Annotated in this window: 16 protein-coding genes; 13 read left to right on the plus strand and 3 right to left on the minus strand. The window is 34.8% G+C overall.

The window, feature by feature from the left end; all coding sequences use genetic code 11:
• The first annotated feature begins 5 nt into the window (after positions 1-5).
• The 5 genes from ACWNMZ_RS22790 (at position 6) to clpB (ending at position 8,407) form a co-directional block, all read left to right on the plus strand.
• Positions 6-1,088 (plus strand): carbamoyl phosphate synthase small subunit, encoded by a 1,083-nt coding sequence (locus ACWNMZ_RS22790; RefSeq protein WP_031538197.1) that lies wholly within the window; start codon positions 6-8, stop codon positions 1,086-1,088.
• Entirely contained in the window at positions 1,081-4,203 is a 3,123-nt protein-coding gene (locus ACWNMZ_RS22795; RefSeq protein ID WP_349204107.1) for a carbamoyl phosphate synthase large subunit, read from the plus strand. Before ACWNMZ_RS22790 ends, ACWNMZ_RS22795 begins: the two co-directional genes overlap by 8 nt.
• On the plus strand, positions 4,200-5,147 hold the full coding sequence (gene argF / locus ACWNMZ_RS22800) for an ornithine carbamoyltransferase (RefSeq protein ID WP_435406648.1): 948 nt from the start codon (positions 4,200-4,202) through the stop codon (positions 5,145-5,147). The genes ACWNMZ_RS22795 and argF overlap by 4 nt, the downstream gene beginning before the upstream one ends.
• Before the next feature lie 254 nt (positions 5,148-5,401).
• Positions 5,402-5,581, plus strand: coding sequence for a YjzC family protein (locus ACWNMZ_RS22805; protein WP_251628601.1), 180 nt, complete (start codon positions 5,402-5,404; stop codon positions 5,579-5,581).
• A 225-nt stretch (positions 5,582-5,806) separates the two neighbouring features.
• Positions 5,807-8,407, plus strand: a complete 2,601-nt coding sequence (gene clpB / locus ACWNMZ_RS22810) for an ATP-dependent chaperone ClpB (protein WP_031538201.1) — start codon at positions 5,807-5,809, stop codon at positions 8,405-8,407.
• 218 nt (positions 8,408-8,625) lie between these two features.
• On the opposite strand, the gene ACWNMZ_RS22815 is transcribed toward clpB, so the two are convergent.
• The gene (locus tag ACWNMZ_RS22815; protein WP_031538202.1) at positions 8,626-8,817 is read right to left on the minus strand and encodes a YjzD family protein; all 192 of its coding nucleotides are present in this window, start codon (positions 8,815-8,817) and stop codon (positions 8,626-8,628) included.
• Positions 8,818-9,102: 285 nt separating this feature from the next.
• Here ACWNMZ_RS22815 and ACWNMZ_RS22820 point away from each other — a divergent pair, with 285 nt between their 5' ends.
• The 3 genes from ACWNMZ_RS22820 (at position 9,103) to ACWNMZ_RS22830 (ending at position 11,845) form a co-directional block, all read left to right on the plus strand.
• On the plus strand, positions 9,103-9,840 hold the full coding sequence (locus ACWNMZ_RS22820) for a hydrolase (protein ID WP_349204106.1): 738 nt from the start codon (positions 9,103-9,105) through the stop codon (positions 9,838-9,840).
• A gap of 180 nt (positions 9,841-10,020) precedes the next feature.
• Positions 10,021-10,812, plus strand: a complete 792-nt coding sequence (locus ACWNMZ_RS22825; RefSeq protein WP_031538204.1) for a Rossmann-fold NAD(P)-binding domain-containing protein — start codon at positions 10,021-10,023, stop codon at positions 10,810-10,812.
• Between the two features lie 22 nt (positions 10,813-10,834).
• On the plus strand, positions 10,835-11,845 hold the full coding sequence (locus tag ACWNMZ_RS22830; RefSeq protein ID WP_235251673.1) for a BMP family ABC transporter substrate-binding protein: 1,011 nt from the start codon (positions 10,835-10,837) through the stop codon (positions 11,843-11,845).
• Positions 11,846-12,032: 187 nt separating this feature from the next.
• Here the strand turns inward: ACWNMZ_RS22830 and ACWNMZ_RS22835 are convergent, their stop codons facing one another.
• Positions 12,033-12,434, minus strand: a complete 402-nt coding sequence (locus ACWNMZ_RS22835) for a hypothetical protein (protein WP_349204105.1) — start codon at positions 12,432-12,434, stop codon at positions 12,033-12,035.
• A 367-nt stretch (positions 12,435-12,801) separates the two neighbouring features.
• Between ACWNMZ_RS22835 and ACWNMZ_RS22840 the strand changes: the two genes are divergently transcribed.
• From ACWNMZ_RS22840 to ACWNMZ_RS22860, 5 genes are all read left to right on the plus strand, one after another.
• Positions 12,802-13,740: a beta-ketoacyl-ACP synthase III gene (locus ACWNMZ_RS22840; protein ID WP_235251671.1), complete on the plus strand. Its 939-nt coding sequence runs from the start codon at positions 12,802-12,804 to the stop codon at positions 13,738-13,740.
• 72 nt (positions 13,741-13,812) lie between these two features.
• Positions 13,813-15,054, plus strand: a complete 1,242-nt coding sequence (gene fabF, locus ACWNMZ_RS22845) for a beta-ketoacyl-ACP synthase II (RefSeq protein ID WP_349204103.1) — start codon at positions 13,813-13,815, stop codon at positions 15,052-15,054.
• A gap of 319 nt (positions 15,055-15,373) precedes the next feature.
• The gene (locus tag ACWNMZ_RS22850; RefSeq protein ID WP_031538209.1) at positions 15,374-15,796 is read left to right on the plus strand and encodes a Fur family transcriptional regulator; all 423 of its coding nucleotides are present in this window, start codon (positions 15,374-15,376) and stop codon (positions 15,794-15,796) included.
• 571 nt (positions 15,797-16,367) lie between these two features.
• Complete coding sequence (locus ACWNMZ_RS22855; protein ID WP_031538210.1) at positions 16,368-17,123, plus strand: DUF2268 domain-containing protein; 756 nt, start codon at positions 16,368-16,370, stop codon at positions 17,121-17,123.
• A 404-nt stretch (positions 17,124-17,527) separates the two neighbouring features.
• A complete protein-coding gene (locus tag ACWNMZ_RS22860; protein ID WP_031538211.1) occupies positions 17,528-18,274 on the plus strand; it encodes a YjbA family protein in 747 nt (248 codons plus the stop codon).
• A gap of 350 nt (positions 18,275-18,624) precedes the next feature.
• Here the strand turns inward: ACWNMZ_RS22860 and trpS are convergent, their stop codons facing one another.
• Positions 18,625-19,614: a tryptophan--tRNA ligase gene (trpS, locus tag ACWNMZ_RS22865; protein ID WP_031538212.1), complete on the minus strand. Its 990-nt coding sequence runs from the start codon at positions 19,612-19,614 to the stop codon at positions 18,625-18,627.
• Positions 19,615-19,810: the final 196 nt, after the last annotated feature.

The following is a 19,810-nucleotide window of genomic DNA, read 5'->3' on the forward strand; positions in this document are numbered from 1 at the left end:
ACACAATGGAAGGTTATCTTCACTTAAGCAATGGTGTGAAATATAAAGGCGATTTTGCAATAGAGGCAAAAGTCAAAGAGGTAAAGGGAGAAATCGTATTTTTTACTGGAATGACTGGGTATCAGGAAGTATTAACAGACCCTTCGTATAAGGATCAAATAATCGTATTTACGTATCCGCTAATCGGAAATTATGGAATCAATAAGGAAGATTTTGAGAGCAAACAGCCACATGTAGCGGGTGTTATTGTTTATGAATCAAATAGCGAGGCTTATCATTATCAGGCTGAATATTCACTACAGGATTATTTGAACAAATGGGATATACCGATGCTTACACATGTGGATACTCGATCGATTGTCAAAAATATAAGACAATCGGGTTCCATGCCTGCAGTTATGACTGCAGAAAAAGAGATTACTAGTAATACCTTTTCTTTAAAGGAAGATGGAAAAGTAGCAAAAGTTTCAGATAAGAATTTTAAAACATATGGACAGGGAGAATATCATATTGTCCTCGTTGATTTCGGAAAAAAAGAAAGCATGTTAACGGCATTATTAGAACGTGAATGTAAAGTGACGGTAGTACCATATAATACAGAATTTACAAGTATTAAATCATTACAACCTGATGGAATTCTTCTTTCCAATGGACCAGGGGACCCGAAGGAATTAGAGGGGATTTTGCCAACCATTAAAGCGTTGATTACGCATTATCCAACACTTGGTATATGCTTAGGGCATCAGCTTGCAGCATTAGCACTTGGGGCAGAAACAACTAAACTATCATTTGGACATAGAGGAGCCAATCATCCTGTAATGGATCGAAAGAAAAAGAGGGTGATTATGTCCTCACAAAATCATAGCTATGTAGTGAAAGAAGAAAGTTTAACTGCTACTGGCTGTGAAGCAAGATTTTATAATCTTCACGATGGATCGGTAGAGGGACTGTCTCATAGCATGTATCCATTGCAAACTGTTCAGTTTCATCCAGAGGCGAATCCAGGACCTTCTGAAGGTTGTTATGTATTTGATGAATTTATAGAAGACGTTAAAGCAAATAATGGGAGAGTTTTTGCATATGCCTAAAGACACGACGATAAATACTATACTTGTAATAGGATCAGGACCAATTGTAATTGGTCAGGCAGCAGAATTTGATTATGCTGGTACACAAGCATGCATGGCTTTAAAGGAAGAAGGATATAAAGTCATACTTGTTAATAATAATCCAGCTACAATCATGACAGATGAAACATTTGCAGATTCGATATATTTCGAACCATTGACAGTAGATGTATTAGAAATGATTATTCAAAAAGAAAAGCCTGATGGAATCCTTGCAACTTTAGGGGGCCAAACAGGATTAAATCTTGCATTTCAACTTAGTGAACAAGGCATTTTAGAAAAGTATCAAGTGAAATTACTGGGAAGCTCTATCGAATCGATTAAAAAAGGAGAAGATAGAGAAGCGTTTAGAGAATTAATGTATCACTTAAATGAGCCAGTACCAGAAAGCAAAATTGTTCATAAAGTAGAAGAAGCTGTAGACTTTGCCAATGAAATAGGTTTCCCTATCATTGTACGCCCTGCCTATACGCTAGGCGGAACAGGTGGCGGCATTGCTGAAAATATGGAAGATTTCACTAATCTTGTAACTGGTGGCTTGAAAGAAAGCGCAATTGGTCAATGCTTAGTGGAAAGAAGTATTGCTGGCTTTAAGGAAGTAGAATATGAGGTAATGCGAGATAGCATGAATACATGTATTACCATTTGCAATATGGAAAACATCGATCCAGTTGGAATCCACACTGGTGACAGCATTGTTATTGCTCCATCTCAAACATTGACAGATGTAGAATATCAAATGCTTCGTTCTGCTTCTATTAAAATCATTTCTGCATTAGGAATAATTGGCGGATGCAATATCCAATTTGCATTAGACCCGAACAGCAAGAAATATTATTTAATTGAAGTAAATCCAAGAGTAAGCAGATCATCTGCCTTAGCTTCTAAAGCTACTGGCTATCCGATTGCAAGAATGGCTGCAAAATTGGCAGTTGGTTACACGCTAAATGAACTGATAAATCCGGTTACCGGCGATACATTTGCAAGTTTTGAACCAGCATTAGATTATGTAGTTGTTAAGATTCCTAAATGGCCATTTGATAAATTTCCTGCTGTATCAAGAAAACTAGGAACACAAATGAAGGCAACAGGAGAAGTAATGGGAATAGATCGGAATATGGAGCGGGCTTTATTAAAAGCAATTCGCTCCCTTGAAATAAAAGGGAACGATTTAACGTTACCTGGATTAAACGAGATGTCTGTTGAAGCGTTATATGCAAAAATGCTCGAACAAACAGATGAAAGATTTTTTGTCATTCTCGAACTTATTAGAAAGTCAGAGTCAGTTACTAAAATCCATGATATAACAAAAATCGACTTGTTTTTCCTGCATAATTTTAAAGGATTAATAGATATGGAAAAAGAAATAATCCATTCTTCGCTCCAAACAGTAACAAAAAAGGAGTTATGGAAGTGGAAAGAAAAAGGGTTTAGTGATGCCTTTTTAGCCAGTGCTTGGAATTGCTCTGAAAAAGAGATTCGAGCAAAACGTAAACAATTTGCTGTGCTCCCTATTTATAAAATGGTGGATACATGTGCGGCTGAGTTTGAAGCAAAGACAAATTATTATTATTCCAGCTACTATGGAGATAATGAACAAAATAAAAGTGATAAACGAAAAGTGCTTGTTATTGGTAGTGGACCAATAAGAATTGGGCAAGGAATAGAATTTGATTATTGCTCTGTTCATGGAGTATTTGCTTTAAAAGAAGAAGGAATTGAAACGATTATTATTAATAACAATCCTGAGACCGTCAGTACTGATTTTGCTACTGCAGACCGCCTGTATTTTGAACCATTAGTAGTAGAGGATATTATGAATGTTATCGAATCAGAGGGGATCAAGGATGTCATTGTACAATTAGGTGGTCAAACAGCACTTAATGTTGCAAAAGAGCTAGAAGCATACGGTGTTCGTATTCTGGGATCAAACAGCAGTACCATTGATGTGTTAGAAGATCGGGATTTATTTTATAAGCTTTTAGAAGAAGAAGATATACCGCATATTCAAGGAGATATAGCGGAAAGTGAAGCGAAGATTATACAATCAGTGCAGAAAATAGGTTTTCCAGTTCTAATCCGTCCATCTTACGTTATTGGCGGCAAAGGAATGGAACGTATTAATGATGAAGATGCATTACAATTATATTTGCAAACAGATATACCATATCCAGTGCTTGTTGATCAATTTATGGAGGCATCTGAAGCAGAATTGGATTTGGCCACTGATGGAGTCGATATTTGTGTTCCAACTATTATGGAGCATATTGAGAAAACAGGAGTACATTCAGGCGATAGTCTATCATTATTACCTGCTAGAAATTTATCGTTAAACATAAAAGAAAAAATGATTACTTATGCTAAAAAAATTGTAAGACATACAGGATATAAAGGGTTAATGAATATCCAATATATTATTAATAACGAAGAAGTTTATGTGCTTGAAGTTAATCCTCGTGCCAGTCGCACCGTTCCGATTGTAAGTAAAGTAACTGGGGTGCCACTAGTACAAATTGCGACAAAAATATTGCTTGGGAAATATGCTTTCACTGAAGAAGAAAAGACATTTACCGATGATATTAAATTTACTTGTGTCAAGTACCCTGTTTATTCCAATTATGCTTTAAAGGGCTTAGATTCTAAAGTAGGACCAGAAATGCGTTCAACAGGCGAGGGGATTGCACTTGCTTCCACTGTTGAAAAGGCTTTGAAAAAAGTCTTTCATCCTACCTTAAAGAAAATGCCGAAACATGAAATGAAAGTAGTTGTAAAAACGACAGAAGACTTAGAGGCGATTTATAAAGTGGCTGAACAGGTACAGCTTTCTGTAAAAATGGCTGATAATAATACGGTTGAATCGTTATTAAAGGATAAGAGAACAGTTGCTTTTTACAATCCAACAAATTTAAAAGAAGATAAATTATCTCGTGAATTAGCTACAATAAATCGGATAATTACTTTTACACAAAAGGAAAGCTTAGAGGCATTTATTACCTCTTTCAAAGAGAACGAATTAACTGTTCATTCCATTCAGGAATGGCATGAAGAGATAAAAAAAGGAGTGAGTACGGTATGATGATCGCATCCGATTTAAATTTAAAGGGAAAAGATTTATTAACATTAGCTGATTATTCTAAAGAAACGATTCTTGAATTACTCGATAAGGCAAAGACAATAAAGGAAGCGCACTTGAATGGAGAATTATTTGCTCCTCTTCAAGGGAAAACATTGGGAATGATTTTTGAGAAATCATCTACAAGAACAAGAGTATCCTTTGAAGCAGGCATGCATCAGTTAGGAGGCCATGCCCTTTATCTAAATAGTCGTGACCTCCAAATCGGAAGAGGAGAAACTATTTCTGATACCGCAAAAGTTCTATCACAATATGTGGATGGAATTATGATTCGTACATTTTCTCACTCAATTGTGGAAGAATTAGCAGAGCATGCAACAATCCCAGTGATTAATGGGTTAACGGATTTGTATCATCCTTGCCAGGCATTAGCAGACCTGCTTACGATATTAGAAGTGAAAGGGACTTTAAAAGGTTTAAAGCTTGCCTATATTGGTGATGGAAATAATGTTGCCCATTCCTTGCTAGTAGCATGCTCAAAGGTAGGGATTGATATTTCCGTTGCTACACCGAAAAATTATGAAGTAGATACAAAAGTGGCAGAATTAGCTTATTCTTTTGCTGAAGCAAGCGGCAGTGAGATTGTCCTTACAAATGATCCAGTGGAAGCTGTCCACCAAGCAGATGCTATATACTCGGATGTATGGACCAGCATGGGACAGGAAGCGGAAAACGAACAGCGTTTAAAGGATTTCAAAGGCTTTCAAATTAATGCAGACTTAGTGAAGCATGCAAAAGCGGATTATATCTTCTTACACTGTTTACCAGCCCATCGAGAAGAAGAAGTAACAACAGAAATTATTGACGGGAATCATTCATATGTCTTTCAACAGGCAGGAAATAGATTGCACGCTCAAAAAGCACTTTTAGTTGAAATATTAAAATAAATGGTAAAAAGAAAAGTAAATTATTTAAAAGCTGTTAACAAATGTAGTGTTCGTTAGCAGCTTTTTTATGTTGCTTACTTATCCATGTATAGCATGCTCCAATAATGAAAAAGTATTTACGGTTACCAGTTTTTATTTTCCGTAATGTTCATGCCAAAAAGGGTAATAATAATAACCAGTTAAGTAAAACGTATTTATGTTCATGTTTACTTAACTTCTGAATTGGTAAAGGATAGCTAAAGGAGGAGTTTATTTTGGGTCAAAATAGACAGTTTCGTCCAGGGCAAAAGGCACCAAACAATGGCTTATATATAGAGATCGGTGAAACAGGAAGCAACATAAATAATCCTCAAAAGTTAAAAATGAAAGCAGGAGATCGCTTTCCAGAAACATCTAACCATAATCGATTGTGGACATACCAAAGAAAACCTTAATATGGGATTTCTCTTGTTGAGATTAGGTTGATTTATATCACAAAACAGTAAAACAGTTTTAATAAAAGGGATTTCTCTTAAAGAGTCAGCTTCATGATAAATATCTCCATTGAGATATCATTATGTTGAACATTACTCTTTGTATAAGAGAGATCCCTTTACATATGGATAAAATATACTATAATAAAATCAAAGGTCAAAAAAGGTCAAAAGGAGTCTTGTAAAATGAATGTAGAACAGATGACAGAAAGAGTCCAGTTAGCAATAACAGAAGCACAATCCCTTGCAATAAAGGAAAGTCATCAAGAAATAGATGATATCCATTTGTTTTTGGCTATTCTTCATCAGCAAGATAATTTATTGACTTCTATACTACAAAAACTACAAATAGAACCGAATAGGATTTTGGATAAATTAACAAAAGAATTACAGAAAAAGCCACAAGTATCCTTAAGTGGTTCCGAACAGGGAACAGTCTATATAACAGCTGGTTTGCAACAGCTTTTAACGAAAGCAGAAGAAGAGATGCTTGCATGGGAAGATGAGTATTTGTCCGTAGAGCATCTAATTCTCGCCACATATAAAATAGAAAAATCAACGGTAGGAACGATATTCAAAAAAGAGGGTATTCCATTTGAAGAAATGAAAAAAGCAATAAAAGAGATAAGGGGGACACAGAAAGTGACTAGCAAGAATCCAGAAGCAACATATGAAGTACTTAGTAAATATGGCAGAGATCTCGTGGATGAAGTAAAGCTGGGGAAGCTTGACCCAGTAATTGGGCGAGATAATGAAATCCGGAATGTCATTCGAATTTTATCAAGAAAAACTAAAAATAATCCCGTCTTAATTGGTGAACCAGGTGTGGGTAAAACAGCTATTGTGGAAGGGCTGGCACAACGAATTGTCCGAAAAGATGTACCTGAAGGATTAAAGGATAAAACGATATTTTCTTTAGATATGGGAGCATTAGTGGCAGGAGCAAAATTTAGAGGGGAATTTGAGGAGCGTCTAAAGGCTGTTTTACAGGAAGTGAAAAATAGCGATGGACGTATCGTTTTATTTATTGATGAATTGCATACGATAGTTGGGGCAGGCAAAACAGATGGAGCAATGGATGCAGGGAATATGCTTAAACCGATGCTGGCAAGAGGGGAACTTCATTGTATTGGTGCTACAACATTAGATGAACATCGCCAGTATATTGAAAAAGATCCTGCACTGGAGCGTCGTTTTCAGCAGGTTCTTGTATCGGAGCCAACAGTAGAAGATACAATTGCTATTTTAAGAGGGCTAAAAGAAAGATTTGAAATCCATCATGGTGTTAATATTCAAGATCGATCTATCATTGCAGCGGCTACTTTATCTGATCGGTATATAACAGAACGTTTCTTGCCAGACAAAGCAATTGATTTAATTGATGAAGCATGTGCGATGATTCGTACCGAGATAGACTCCATGCCGATTGAAATTGATGAGCTGACAAGAAAAATTATGCAGCTCGAAATTGAAGAAGCCGCATTACATGGGGAAGAAGATATCCAAAGTAAAGAGAGATTGGCTATTATTGCGAAAGAACTAGCGAATTTAAGAGAAAGTTCGAATGCATTAAAGGCTAAATGGCAACATGAAAAAGATGCTTTGCAATCCATTCAGGAGAAAAAAGAACAGCTCGAACGGAAAAAGAGAGAGTTAGAGGATGCAGAAAATAACTATGATTTAAATAAAGCGGCTGAGTTAAGACATGGAAGTATTCCAAAATTAGAGAAAGAAATTAAAGAAATGGAAGGTCAAGCGAAACAAGAGCAGGAAAATCGTCTTCTTCGAGAAGAAGTTACCGAAGAAGAAATCGCTAATATTGTTGCCAGATGGACTGGTATTCCTGTCTCCAAATTAGTAGAGAAAGAACGAGAAAAGCTTTTACGTTTAGAAGCAATTCTGCAAGAAAGAGTGGTTGGGCAATCAGAGGCAGTTGAGCTAGTTAGTGATGCTGTATTAAGAGCAAGAGCTGGAATAAAGGATCCGAATAGACCAATTGGTTCCTTCTTATTTTTAGGACCTACCGGGGTTGGGAAAACAGAACTAGCTAAAACATTAGCAGCAACCCTATTTGATAGTGAGGAACAAATGATTCGTATTGATATGTCTGAGTATATGGAGAAACATGCCGTATCTCGTTTAATTGGAGCTCCTCCTGGATATATAGGGTATGAAGAGGGCGGTCAGTTAACAGAAGCAATTAGAAGAAAGCCTTACTCTGTTGTTCTTTTAGACGAGGTGGAAAAAGCTCATCCAGAGGTATTCAATATTTTGCTTCAAGTTCTTGATGATGGAAGAATAACAGATTCAAGGGGTAGGACGGTCGATTTTAAAAATACCGTAATTATTATGACATCTAATATTGGTTCCCATTTATTATTAGAAACTGGAGATGCAAATGAGATTCCCAAAGAAATTAGAGATGGAGTAATGGCACAATTAAATGGTCATTTTAGACCAGAGTTTTTAAACAGAATAGATGAGGTTATCTTATTTAAGCCATTAACATTAGCGAATATTAAGGACATTGTTTCAAAGCTTGTTGATCAATTACAAGGACGGCTTACTGATCAGCATATAACCATTGAAATGACAGACAAAGCGAAAGAATTTGTGGCGAAAAATGGCTTTGACCCTAAATTTGGAGCAAGACCGCTTAGAAGATTTTTGCAAAAGACGATTGAAACATTATTAGCGAAAGACATCATTGGCGGAAAAATAAAAGAAAATGATCATGTACAGATTGATGAAGAAAACGAACATATTGTGTTAAAACGTAAGGAATAAAGATTTTACCTTCGTCTAAGTAGCCTAAAATATAGAAAGAAAACGATATTTTAGGCTGCTTTTTTACAGTATAAAAACCATAAGTTTTCTGCTTTGACGCTAGAACATTACCTTTATTGTTACCATACTAAAAAGGTGTTTAAATAAATATACGAACTAGGGAATTCCCCCCTAATTGAATATATTATTTAAACACCATTTACTACAGTGACATATTCTTAATGGGAACCTTCTTCATGAGTAGGTTCATTTGGAATAAGGGCTGATAGAATGAAAACTACTACGGAAAAGACAGCTGTTAGAATCATTCCCATTGAAAAGTCAAAAGGAACCCCATTCATTGAACCAACAACATAAACTAACATTTGAGCAAGTAAAAATGTCCAAAAAATTGTCATTATGTAACGCAACCGAAATCACCTCTTTATAGCTTGCTAATCATACTCATCTTACCACATAGTAGATAAATAATAAATGTGAATGATATAGCTTTCTTAAATTCTTCACTTTTTCATCATATAAATTGTCTTCCCATATATGCAATGATTATTTTTAAGGGAGGAGAGATGAGAAAAATCAATGTCATTTGGTCGTGTAACTCCGCATTTCTTCTTGGAATATAGGCAAACTCCCTTACATTTTAATAAAAGAGACATACATTATTAAAAGGAAAATGCTAAAAAGGAGTTTTTAAGATGGAGAACCGGAACTTCCAGTTAGATACCGAATGGAACATGATACATTATCCTCATCGACCTAATGGTTTCGGTATCTTAATTATTGGAGACGAAAGGAATTTTGTTACAGATACAAATAGTTTTTGGAACCAAAATGAGGGAAAGAGAACCTTAATTGAATCATTGCTGGATAATGGCTATACCATTTTTTATTCCAATTTATATGGAAAAAATTGGGGTAGCGAAAAAGCTTTGCAGATGGCTAAAAGACTATATGAACATATTATTCGTACAGAGATACTGAATCAAAGAATTCATATTATTGCAGAAGGTATGGGTGCCTTAACAGCTATTCGCTTAATGATGGAAATGAAGGATAATATTCGATCTGTTGTTCTGTTAAACCCTATTCTATCTTTAAAGGAGCATTTAGAAAGGGAAAAAGAGCATAAGTTTTTTATTAAGAAGTTAACCAATGAAATCAGTATTGCTTTTAATACAAATAGGCATGAATTAATGGAGTTATTAAAGGATAAAAAGGAGTACCAGCTAGAGGAGACTGATACACCGACAAAAATCATTCAAATCCTCCACAATGGTAGGTCCTATTATCAATCCCATGCATTAAAAAAAGCTTCTGCTATTTGGGAAGAAAAAAGTTTGCCGATTTTTGTCTCCTATGTTCTACCAGAAAAACGAAGTGCAATGCCGAAACAAATTGCTTCTTTTTTTAGAAAGTATGAAAAAAAACTTTAGAAGAAAAGATGTTGTTCAATTGAGCATATGTTAAACGAACAACATCTTTCGCTTTTCTTTCATGAAACTAAGTAATCCTGTGTATGATTTTTGACTGTATGGTTCCTAAAGTACTTCGAAATATTTACCTTTTTACATGCATATGAATACATTAAGTAATTATTTATGGGAGGCTTTTTAATGAAGAAGGCAGTAGTATTCGGTGCATATCAATTCCTCGGTTTTCATATATGTGGAGCACTATTAGAAGAGGGAGAGGAGATAATAGGTGTATCTTTCCCGCATATAAATATAGCTGATATAGAAGATAAAAGAATGGAAATAGGCAGAAATGCAAATTTTAGTGAAATAAGCTGGGATCAACTTGGATCTATACTCCAAGATGCAAGCATTGACCATCTTTTTTTTGACCTATATACAATAGAAAGCCTACAATCCTTGTATAGAACAATGAAAAGGCACATTTTTGACTGTAGTGATAAAGAATTGCTTTTTAATAAAAAACTTGTTTTCTTAGTAAATATTATGGCAATAGAAAAAGAAAGAGAATTACTTTCTTCCATTAGAGATGACCTTGGAGGCTATATGATTCAGATGATACATATGCCCACATTATATGGGCCATGGCAGCCAAGCGATTTTTTGTTTCAGCAGCTAGTAGAAGGAAATGAAAAGGATGCTGTTCGCATAGGTTTACGAGAATATCCTACAGATGCGATTTATATCGAAGATGCTGTATCGGAAGTAGTAAAACAGACAAATAAAGGACAAAATAAGGATATTCTATTAAAAAGTAATGTAATAAACCATTGGCAAAGATGCTTAGAACATTTAAAATGGAATGTACCTAAAAGCGTTCATAAGGATATAGAAAATTTAAAAGGATTAGAAGAGATAATAGTAATAAATAAACGCAGTATTTCAGAGAACTTAGATAAACAGAAAAAGCACCATTTATTATATAGAATTTAATAGTGTTATAGGAGTAATAATAATGAAAAAAGCATTAATGAACATTCGAAATAAAATAATTAGAGGAAAGATTATCATTATCCTTCCTCTAATTATGTGTGTTCTTTTGCTTTTCCTTTTTTTTAATGGATCGATTGCTAAAAAAGGAAAGGTTGAAAAAGTAGGGCTTCTAGTCAGTGGTACAGTAAGTGATCAAGTTTGGGGTACAAAAGGATATAAGGGACTGTTAAATATTCATACTAAACTTGGTGTGGATGTTTTTTATAAAGAGTCAATTGATTCTTATACCATAACAGAAAGGGCAGTAAAGGAATTTAAAGCGAAAGGTGTCAATTTGATTTTTGGACATGGTGGTGATTTTGTCCAATATTTTAATATCCTTTCCTCTAAGTATCCTTCCATTCATTTTGTCAGTATAAATGGGAGAGAGCCTGCGACAAAAGATAATACAACCAATATTAAGTTTGAAAATTATCCAATGGGCTTCTTTGGTGGAATGGTAGCTGGACAGATGACAAAAACAAATACTATTGGTGTAATTGGTGCCTATGAATGGCAAGAAGAAGTTAATGGATTTAAAGATGGAGTCAAATATGTCAACAAAAATGCAAAAGTCATAAAAGAATTTGTGAATGATTGGGATAATCGAGAAAAGGCAATGAACATATTAAATGATCAAATCAGTAAGAATGTGGATATTGTTTATCCAGTAGGAGATGGCTTTAATGTAGAAATAGTAGAAAGCATTAAAGAAAAAGGTCTACACGTAGTTGGTTATATTTCTGATCAAGCGAATTTAGGAAAGTACACAGTGCTAACAAGCACGGTTCAAGATATTCCTAAACTTTATGAACAAATTGCCACTGAATTTGATGAAGGGGAACTTCACTCCGGTACTCAAATCTGTGGAATTAGAGAGGGTACCATATATTTAGGGAAATTCAGTCCAAGTATTGATCAAGATATTGTTGAATCCATACAGAAGGATTTAAATCGGTATAAGAAGACTGGAAAGCTGCCAAATGAGGAATAAAAGGAAAAGGCTTCCAATAATGTCATGATGGTATTTCTTTTTATTTTAGGAAAGCCTTGTCCTTTAGTGAGAAAAAGAATAAGTATATGATGACCTGACACGACGTAAATAATTTTTAATGTATTGCAAGAAGATAAAATAGAATCAAAAATGGGAATGGACTAACAAGTAATCAATTCATACTAAGTTAATCCATCCATTTTTTTACGAAAGGGGTTATTTTTTTGAATAGAGGCTTTAAATCATTCGCTGATGTCATAAACATATCGACATTCTTCATAAGGAGTTCAAGGTCTATTTGATTTATAAAGTTTGCAACAGCATCAAAATTTGCATTTTCCTCCTTTTCTTCTACCTGATTGGATTGCCTATTACTTCTACCAAGAATCCAATCATCTCCTTTAACTCCTCTTGAAATGGAAGGCTCCACATCCGTTCGTTGAGAATGTTCTGGTGACTCCTTTTTTCTTATGGAACGACTGTTTGTACCAAACATAAATAGAGAAAAGTGATCCATTTCTGTTTTTTCATCTGCTATAACATCCTTTTGATCTTTCTCATCAGATAGTTCCTCTTTATAATCGTCCACATTTCTTCCTCCTCTAATACATTCTAAATTATGCTCTTAATATGTTATGAAAAACATCGGTAAATGCTTAGACCAATGTAATAGAAAACAAAATATGTTGCAAAAGAGAGGAGGAATTTGATAAAATTAGTACCAAGTCATAATAATTGATAATAATATATTAATGTAATACTGTAATTTTCTCCTTTCTATTTAGACCATATTGAACAAATTAGGGTAAACTAAAAAAAACATCCTTATTTTGTTTATAGATCACTGAGGGATGAATATACATGACAATTTTTTAAATGAGGATAAGGAATAACTGCATTAAAACAAATAAGAGAGAGATACCGGGTAACCGGTGAATATAAAGGAGCTGAAAGCTTTGGGTACAGGAATAATTGGTATTGGCCGTGAACTTCCAGAAAAAATTTTAACAAACTTTGATTTAGAGAAAATGGTTGATACAAATGATGAATGGATAAGAACGCGAACTGGCATAGAAGAACGAAGAATAGCGGACGACAATACAGATACATCGGATATTGCATTAGCAGCAGCAAAGAAAGCAATTGCTGATGCTGGCATTCATCCAGAAGATATTGATATGATAATGGTCGCAACGGTTACACCTGATCAGTCATTTCCATCTGTTGCATGTATGATTCAAGAAAAACTAGGTGCAAAAAAGGCTGCAGCAATGGATTTAAGTGCGGCATGTGCAGGATTTATGTATGGTATGGTGACAGCAAAGCAATTTATTGATACAGGGGTTTATAAATATGTACTGGTTGTTGGCGTAGAGAAGCTTTCTAAAATTACAAATTGGGAAGATCGTAATACAGCTGTACTCTTTGGGGATGGAGCTGGAGCTGCTGTACTAGGTAAAGTTTCAGATGGAAGAGGGATTCTTTCATTCGAATTAGGAGCAGATGGTTCTGGTGGGAAACATCTTTATTTAGATGATGAAGACTATATTTACATGAATGGTAGAGAAGTCTTTAAATTTGCGGTTCGTCAAATGGGCGAAAGCAGTGAAAATGTGTTGGTAAAAGCAGGATTGTCCAAGGAAGATGTAGATTTCCTTATTCCACATCAAGCGAACATTCGCATCATGGAAGCGTCAAGACAAAGATTGGATTTACCAGAAGAGAAGTTATCCAAAACAGTTCATAAATATGGAAATACAAGTGCGGCATCTATTCCCATTTCCTTAGTGGAAGAATTAGAAGCAGGTAAAATTAAAGAGGATGATGTCCTTGTAATGGTCGGTTTCGGTGGAGGCTTGACTTGGGGTGCAATTGCTATGCGTTGGGGAAGATAAAAGATTCCTTGATTTGTAAAAAGAAAACTAGCAGATTTATGTTGATAAATATAGCAAAAAGGAGAATAGGACATGAGTACGAATAGAAGAGTAGTTGTTACTGGTATTGGAGCTGTAACGCCACTTGGTAATGATGCAGTAACTACATGGGATAATATTATAGCTGGAGTTTCGGGAATTGGACCACTCACAAGAATTAATGCTGATGAATATCCCGCAAAGGTAGCAGCAGAAGTGAAGGATTTCAATCCGGAAGATTTTATGGAAAAAAAAGATGCTAGAAAAATGGATCGTTTTACACAATATGCGGTTGCAGCATCCTTAATGGCTGTAAAAGATGCTAATTTACAAATAACAGATGATAATGCTCCTCGTATTGGCGTGTGGATTGGTTCCGGGATTGGCGGAATGGAAACGTTCGAAAATCAATATGAAATGTTCCAAAAAAGAGGCTATAAACGAGTAAGCCCTTTCTTTGTACCGATGTTAATTCCAGATATGGCATCTGGACAAGTTTCGATAACATTAGGTGCAAGAGGAGTGAATTCTTGTACTGTTACTGCATGTGCAACGGGAACAAACTCTATTGGAGACGCATTTAAAGTTATTCAGCGTGGAGATGCTGATGCGATGATTACTGGTGGAGCAGAGGCGCCGATTACAAAGATGTCCGTAGCTGGTTTCTGCGCAAATACCGCTTTATCCTTTAATCCAGATCCTAAAACAGCAAGTAGACCATTCGATGCGAATCGTGATGGATTTGTAATTGGTGAAGGTGCAGGAATTGTGGTGCTAGAAGAATTGGAGCATGCTTTAGCAAGAGGTGCTAACATTTATGCAGAAATAGTAGGATATGGTTCCACAGGAGATGCTTATCATATTACTTCCCCTGCACCCGGAGGAGAAGGTGGAGCAAGAGCCATGAAAATGGCAATTAATGATGCCGGACTTGCACCAGAAGATGTTTCTTATATTAACGCACATGGAACAAGCACAGCATATAATGATAAATTTGAAACGATGGCTGTTAAAGAAGTCTTTGGAGAGTATGCTTATAAAGTCCCAATGAGCTCAACAAAATCCATGACTGGTCATTTGCTTGGAGCAGCAGGTGGAGTCGAAGCTATTTTTAGCGTCTTGGCAATTAGAGACAGCATTCTTCCACCAACAATTAATTTTGAAACAGCAGATCCAGATTGTGATTTAGATTATGTAATTAATGCCCATAGAAAGCAAGAAGTAAATGTAGCAATGAGTAATTCCCTAGGCTTCGGCGGCCATAACGCTACTATTGTATTTAAAAAATATCAATAAATACTTCGCTTATTTATGTAATTAATTCAAGGATTGTTGAAAAGCTCCTACTAATAAAATAGTCATGTATTAAAACTGCTAGGATTCATTAACAACTTGAATCTTAGCAGTTTTTTTATTGCAAAAATGAAACCAATCCAATCTTTATTTATAATTATTTTAAATTAATATTGACTATTATTATAAAGTGTATATAATTAAAACTATAATTCTATTATTTAAGGTATAAATTCGGAAATTTTTAATGTTTAAAAGAAAACGCTTTCTTCGAGGGTGAACTTACTATTTAAGAAGATATTACGTAGAAAGGAAGAATTCTATGCTTAGTATAGAAAAGGCTAAAAACCTGTTGAAAGAAAAAAATATTCGTCTTACACCACAGAGACTTGAATTAATTAATATTCTATCTAAAGACAATAAGCATTGGACAGTAGATGAAATTTATCATGTCCTAAATGAGAATATGCCTTCGGTAAGTATTACTACTGTTTATAATAACATCCATTTATTTATAGAATTAGAGCTATTGAAAGCGATACAATTTGGCGAAGGATTAAGTAAATATGAATGGAAAAAAGAAGAACATTATCATATTGTCTGTAGCGATTGCGGTGAAATAGTGGATATTTGGTATCCTACATTAAGGGAGGTAGAATCATTTGCGAAATCCATATCTAAATTCAATATCAGCTCCCATAGTCTCCAATTTTACGGAACCTGTGAACAATGTTCAAAAGGCTAAGCGAAAAAGCGAGTTCATTTGTTTAGAGTGTAAACAGCCAATCAAAAAATTAAAACACTCCATTATTTGTGGATGCGGAAGTAGAATCATGAAAGAAACACATAGATAATTTATATAGAGGATGGGACATAAGCATCTCAACTAACAATAAACACGAACTATAATGTGATTAATTCGCGTAAATGTTCGCTTTTATTTTTTTAGAAAAAGGTTTAAAAAACGAAGTGTAATGGAGCGGAGGACGTTCGACTCCTGCGGGAAGTGGAGGAAAGGCTGAGACCCCGCAGCGCAGCGAGGAGCTTCCTCCCCGCGGAAAGCGAGCGTCTGTAGCGCAATGGAACGACTTAGTTTTTATACTTGACTATATTTAAAAAACATAGATAACCATCATGAGAAAGTAGCTTTATTTAAGAGCTAAATTAGAGAGTGTTCGTCTTTAAAGATTAGTTATTTAATTTTGTCCACGCCCCTATTTTCAATAATAGAGATTAGTTGCATTGGAACGCCATCAATTCACCATTCATATACTGATTAAATGAACAGAATAAAATGAAATAGAGGGGAAATATTGGTGGGGATAATCAATACAAAGAAATGGCTCGAGGAACATTTTTATGAGCCGACTTCTATATGTGAAAACATGAAAGCTTCCTTTGATGGAGACGACTCTCATAATATTTATCGTTATTTAAATGGATTTGGAATGTATAAACCATCAAGGCGTTCCAAACAAACTTTTGAGAAGATGAAAGAATTAGAAACCTGGAATAAAGTAGAGAGGTTTTATAAAAAGTATAAGAAAAAATGGGATGGACCCGATGTACCTATTTATCTTTTTCCTTTTCAGATGACATGGAGAGGGGATGAAAACAAATCAGGTGTATCATTTCCTAATCAGCTATTTTTATTTGTTGGGGAAGTAACGGACGATAAAGAATTAGAGGCTCTTTTTATTCACGAATATCATCATGTATGTCGCATGCATTGTCTGAAAAAACCAATAGAGGATTATACCTTATTAGATTCTATCATCATGGAAGGATTAGCAGAGTTTGCTGTTAAAGAAAACTGTGGGAAGGCATATAATGCAAGCTGGTGCCACCTGTATGAGGAAGAAGAGGTTAAGCAATTTTGGGAGAAGGAGCTAAAGGAACATTTAGATGTAAAAAAAACAGAGACGAAACATGATCAACTCTTGTATGGACATGGACGCTATCCACGCATGATTGGGTACAATACAGGATTTTATCTTGTCAATTCCTATTTTCAAAAGAAAAAACAAACAGCAAAGATGCAGTTTACGATAAAAAGTGAAGCCTTTTTATAAATAAATGTCTATTGAAAAACTAAAAGCCAACCAATCAAAATTCCGTATGATTGGTTGGCTTTTTCTTAGGTTTAAGTACTTATGTCTTAGACTTATTTCCTTTCTATTAGAATAATTTAACTGGATAAATAATTAGCAAAAGGGGCTGAAAACGAAATAAAAAAGACATGAAAGGAAAGTTTGTACATATTATGATAATAGGTTCAATAAGAAAATATCTTCTGCTTATCTTTCTTCTTAGTAATTATAGAAAAAGAGAAATACGTAGCAAACTGAATACATGAAAGATAGATATTTTTCATATCAGATAGAGGATTATAAAATAATCCTTTGAAAATAGGAATAAATTTACTACGCTCTGCCAATACTTATGGACAAACAGTTGTTGAAGTGAGGGATAAAATATGCAGTATCTTCATGATGTTTGGGTAAATTGGTTTGAAGGAGAAGAAAACGGATATAATGTTTGTCACTTTCATGAATGGAGAAAAGATGATGGTGTTGAATTATTAGATCAAGTTCCGCTAGTAAAAGTAGACTCTTGTTTATTCAATTACATAGAAAACGATTTGGCGGAACTACCACGACAATTATTAGAAGAAATTTATCAAAAAGCATATCTACGAAAAAATCATGAACGAATTCAATTAGATTATTGTTTTGTAGTTTCTGATGGAATTGGACTTTTAGTAGTAGATACAATTGGATATTCTGTTCCGATTAGGAAAAGTCGAATGATACCTAGACAAGAACAATTGGCCTATGAATTGCTTGAAAATCAAGAAACGATTCATTATAACTTTCAAAACAATGAAGAAAAGAAAGAATTCCATATTTTATCACCTGAACCTCATGTGATGAATGGATTAACAAGAAAAGAAAGACAATTAAAGCAATTATTGTTTATGGCGTTAGATCAACTGTATTCTTCTGAAAATGTTGCAGAGGTTCGTTATTGGTACACAGAATGGAGTCCAGAACGTTATTTTGAGATTCAGCACTTAGATTTTGAGAATGCATGGAAGGAACTATATGAATGTACAAAGTATGGTTGGTCTAAAAAGCATGAGCATTTTTGTGAGAATATTATAAAAGGTCAGCCGTTTTTTGAAAAGCTATGGGAAATGGAGCATGGTCCGAAGGTAAACTAAGCGTTTTCAGTGGAGAAATTACTATATAAAATAGGGATTTATGAAAATCTCCAGTTTGCATAAGTATAAAGGCTGGGACATAAGTATTTCAACTAATAAAAAAAAACGAACAATCACGATATGCATAATTGTTCGTTTTTTTTATTTTGGGAAGAAGCTCGCAGTCTGAATACACGTCGCTTTCCATGGGCTAGTCTTAAGATTCCTCCCCGGCGCCTCGAGTGTCTTCCGCTTCATTCCTCTTCGATTTTAAAGATTTATTACTCGAAAATTTTGTTTTTCCAAGAAATAATCAATCAGTAGGAATAAAGGAACATCCTCTTTTCCATCGTTTCCATAAGAGATTTAAATTAACGACGCTTACGTCCTAATCCCATCGCATTTTCCATTTTCTTAATCATTTTACCAGCTACTTTATTAGCTTTTGCTGCTCCATCATCTAATATATCATCTAATTCAGTAGAGTTCATAAGCTCATTGTATTTCTCTTGGATTGGTTTTAATGCATCAACCACAACATTTGCTAAATCTGACTTGAAATCCCCGTATCCTTTTCCTTCATATTTGGCTTCCAGACTCTCCACGCTTTCTCCAGAGAGGATAGAATAAATGGAAAGCAAGTTAGAAACTCCCGGCTTATTTTCTCGATCGAATTTAACAACACCTTCTGAATCTGTAACGGCACTTTTGATTTTTTTAATAATCTGTGCTGGCTCGTCTAATAACGTAATAGTAGCTTTGTTGTTAGTATCCGATTTACTCATTTTTTTCGTAGGATCCTGAAGAGACATAATTCTTGCCCCTACTTTTGGAATTCTAACTTCAGGTATTGTCAAAATATCATTGTATTTTTTATTAAATCTCTCTGCGAGATCACGCGTTAATTCAAGATGTTGCTTTTGGTCTTCTCCAACTGGAACGATATCTGTACTATATAGAAGAATATCTGCCGCCATTAATGGTGGGTATGTTAATAATGCAGCAGAAACAGCATCTTTACCAGTCGATTTGTCCTTAAATTGTGTCATTCGCTCTAATTCTCCAATATAAGAGATACATTGCATTAACCATGCTCCTTGGGCATGGGCAGGTACTTCTGATTGAATGAATAGAGTTGCTTTATTAGGATCAATACCTACTGCTAAGTAAAGTGCAGCTAAACTGCGGATATTTTTTCTTAATACCATTCGATCTTGAGGTACTGTAATCGCATGTTGATCGACGATACAGAAGAAACAATTATATTCATCTTGTAGCTCGACAAATTGACTTAAAGCACCAATATAATTTCCTAAAGTTATAGTGCCGCTTGGTTGAATCCCAGAAAAGATAGTTTTCATTATAATACTTCCTCCATTATGTATTCTAGACACGAATGTTTAGTTGACAGCATCCTCTAAACAAACTGTTCATATTATTTACTAGGTTTCTATTCGTTGGTATAGCGCTCGTTAGTGAAGTACACTTCGCATCAGAAAGCAACTTTTTCGTTAAAAAGAGCAAAAAAGAGAGAACCCAGAAACTACATTATATTCA

This window comes from Niallia sp. Marseille-Q9988, assembly GCF_976954375.1.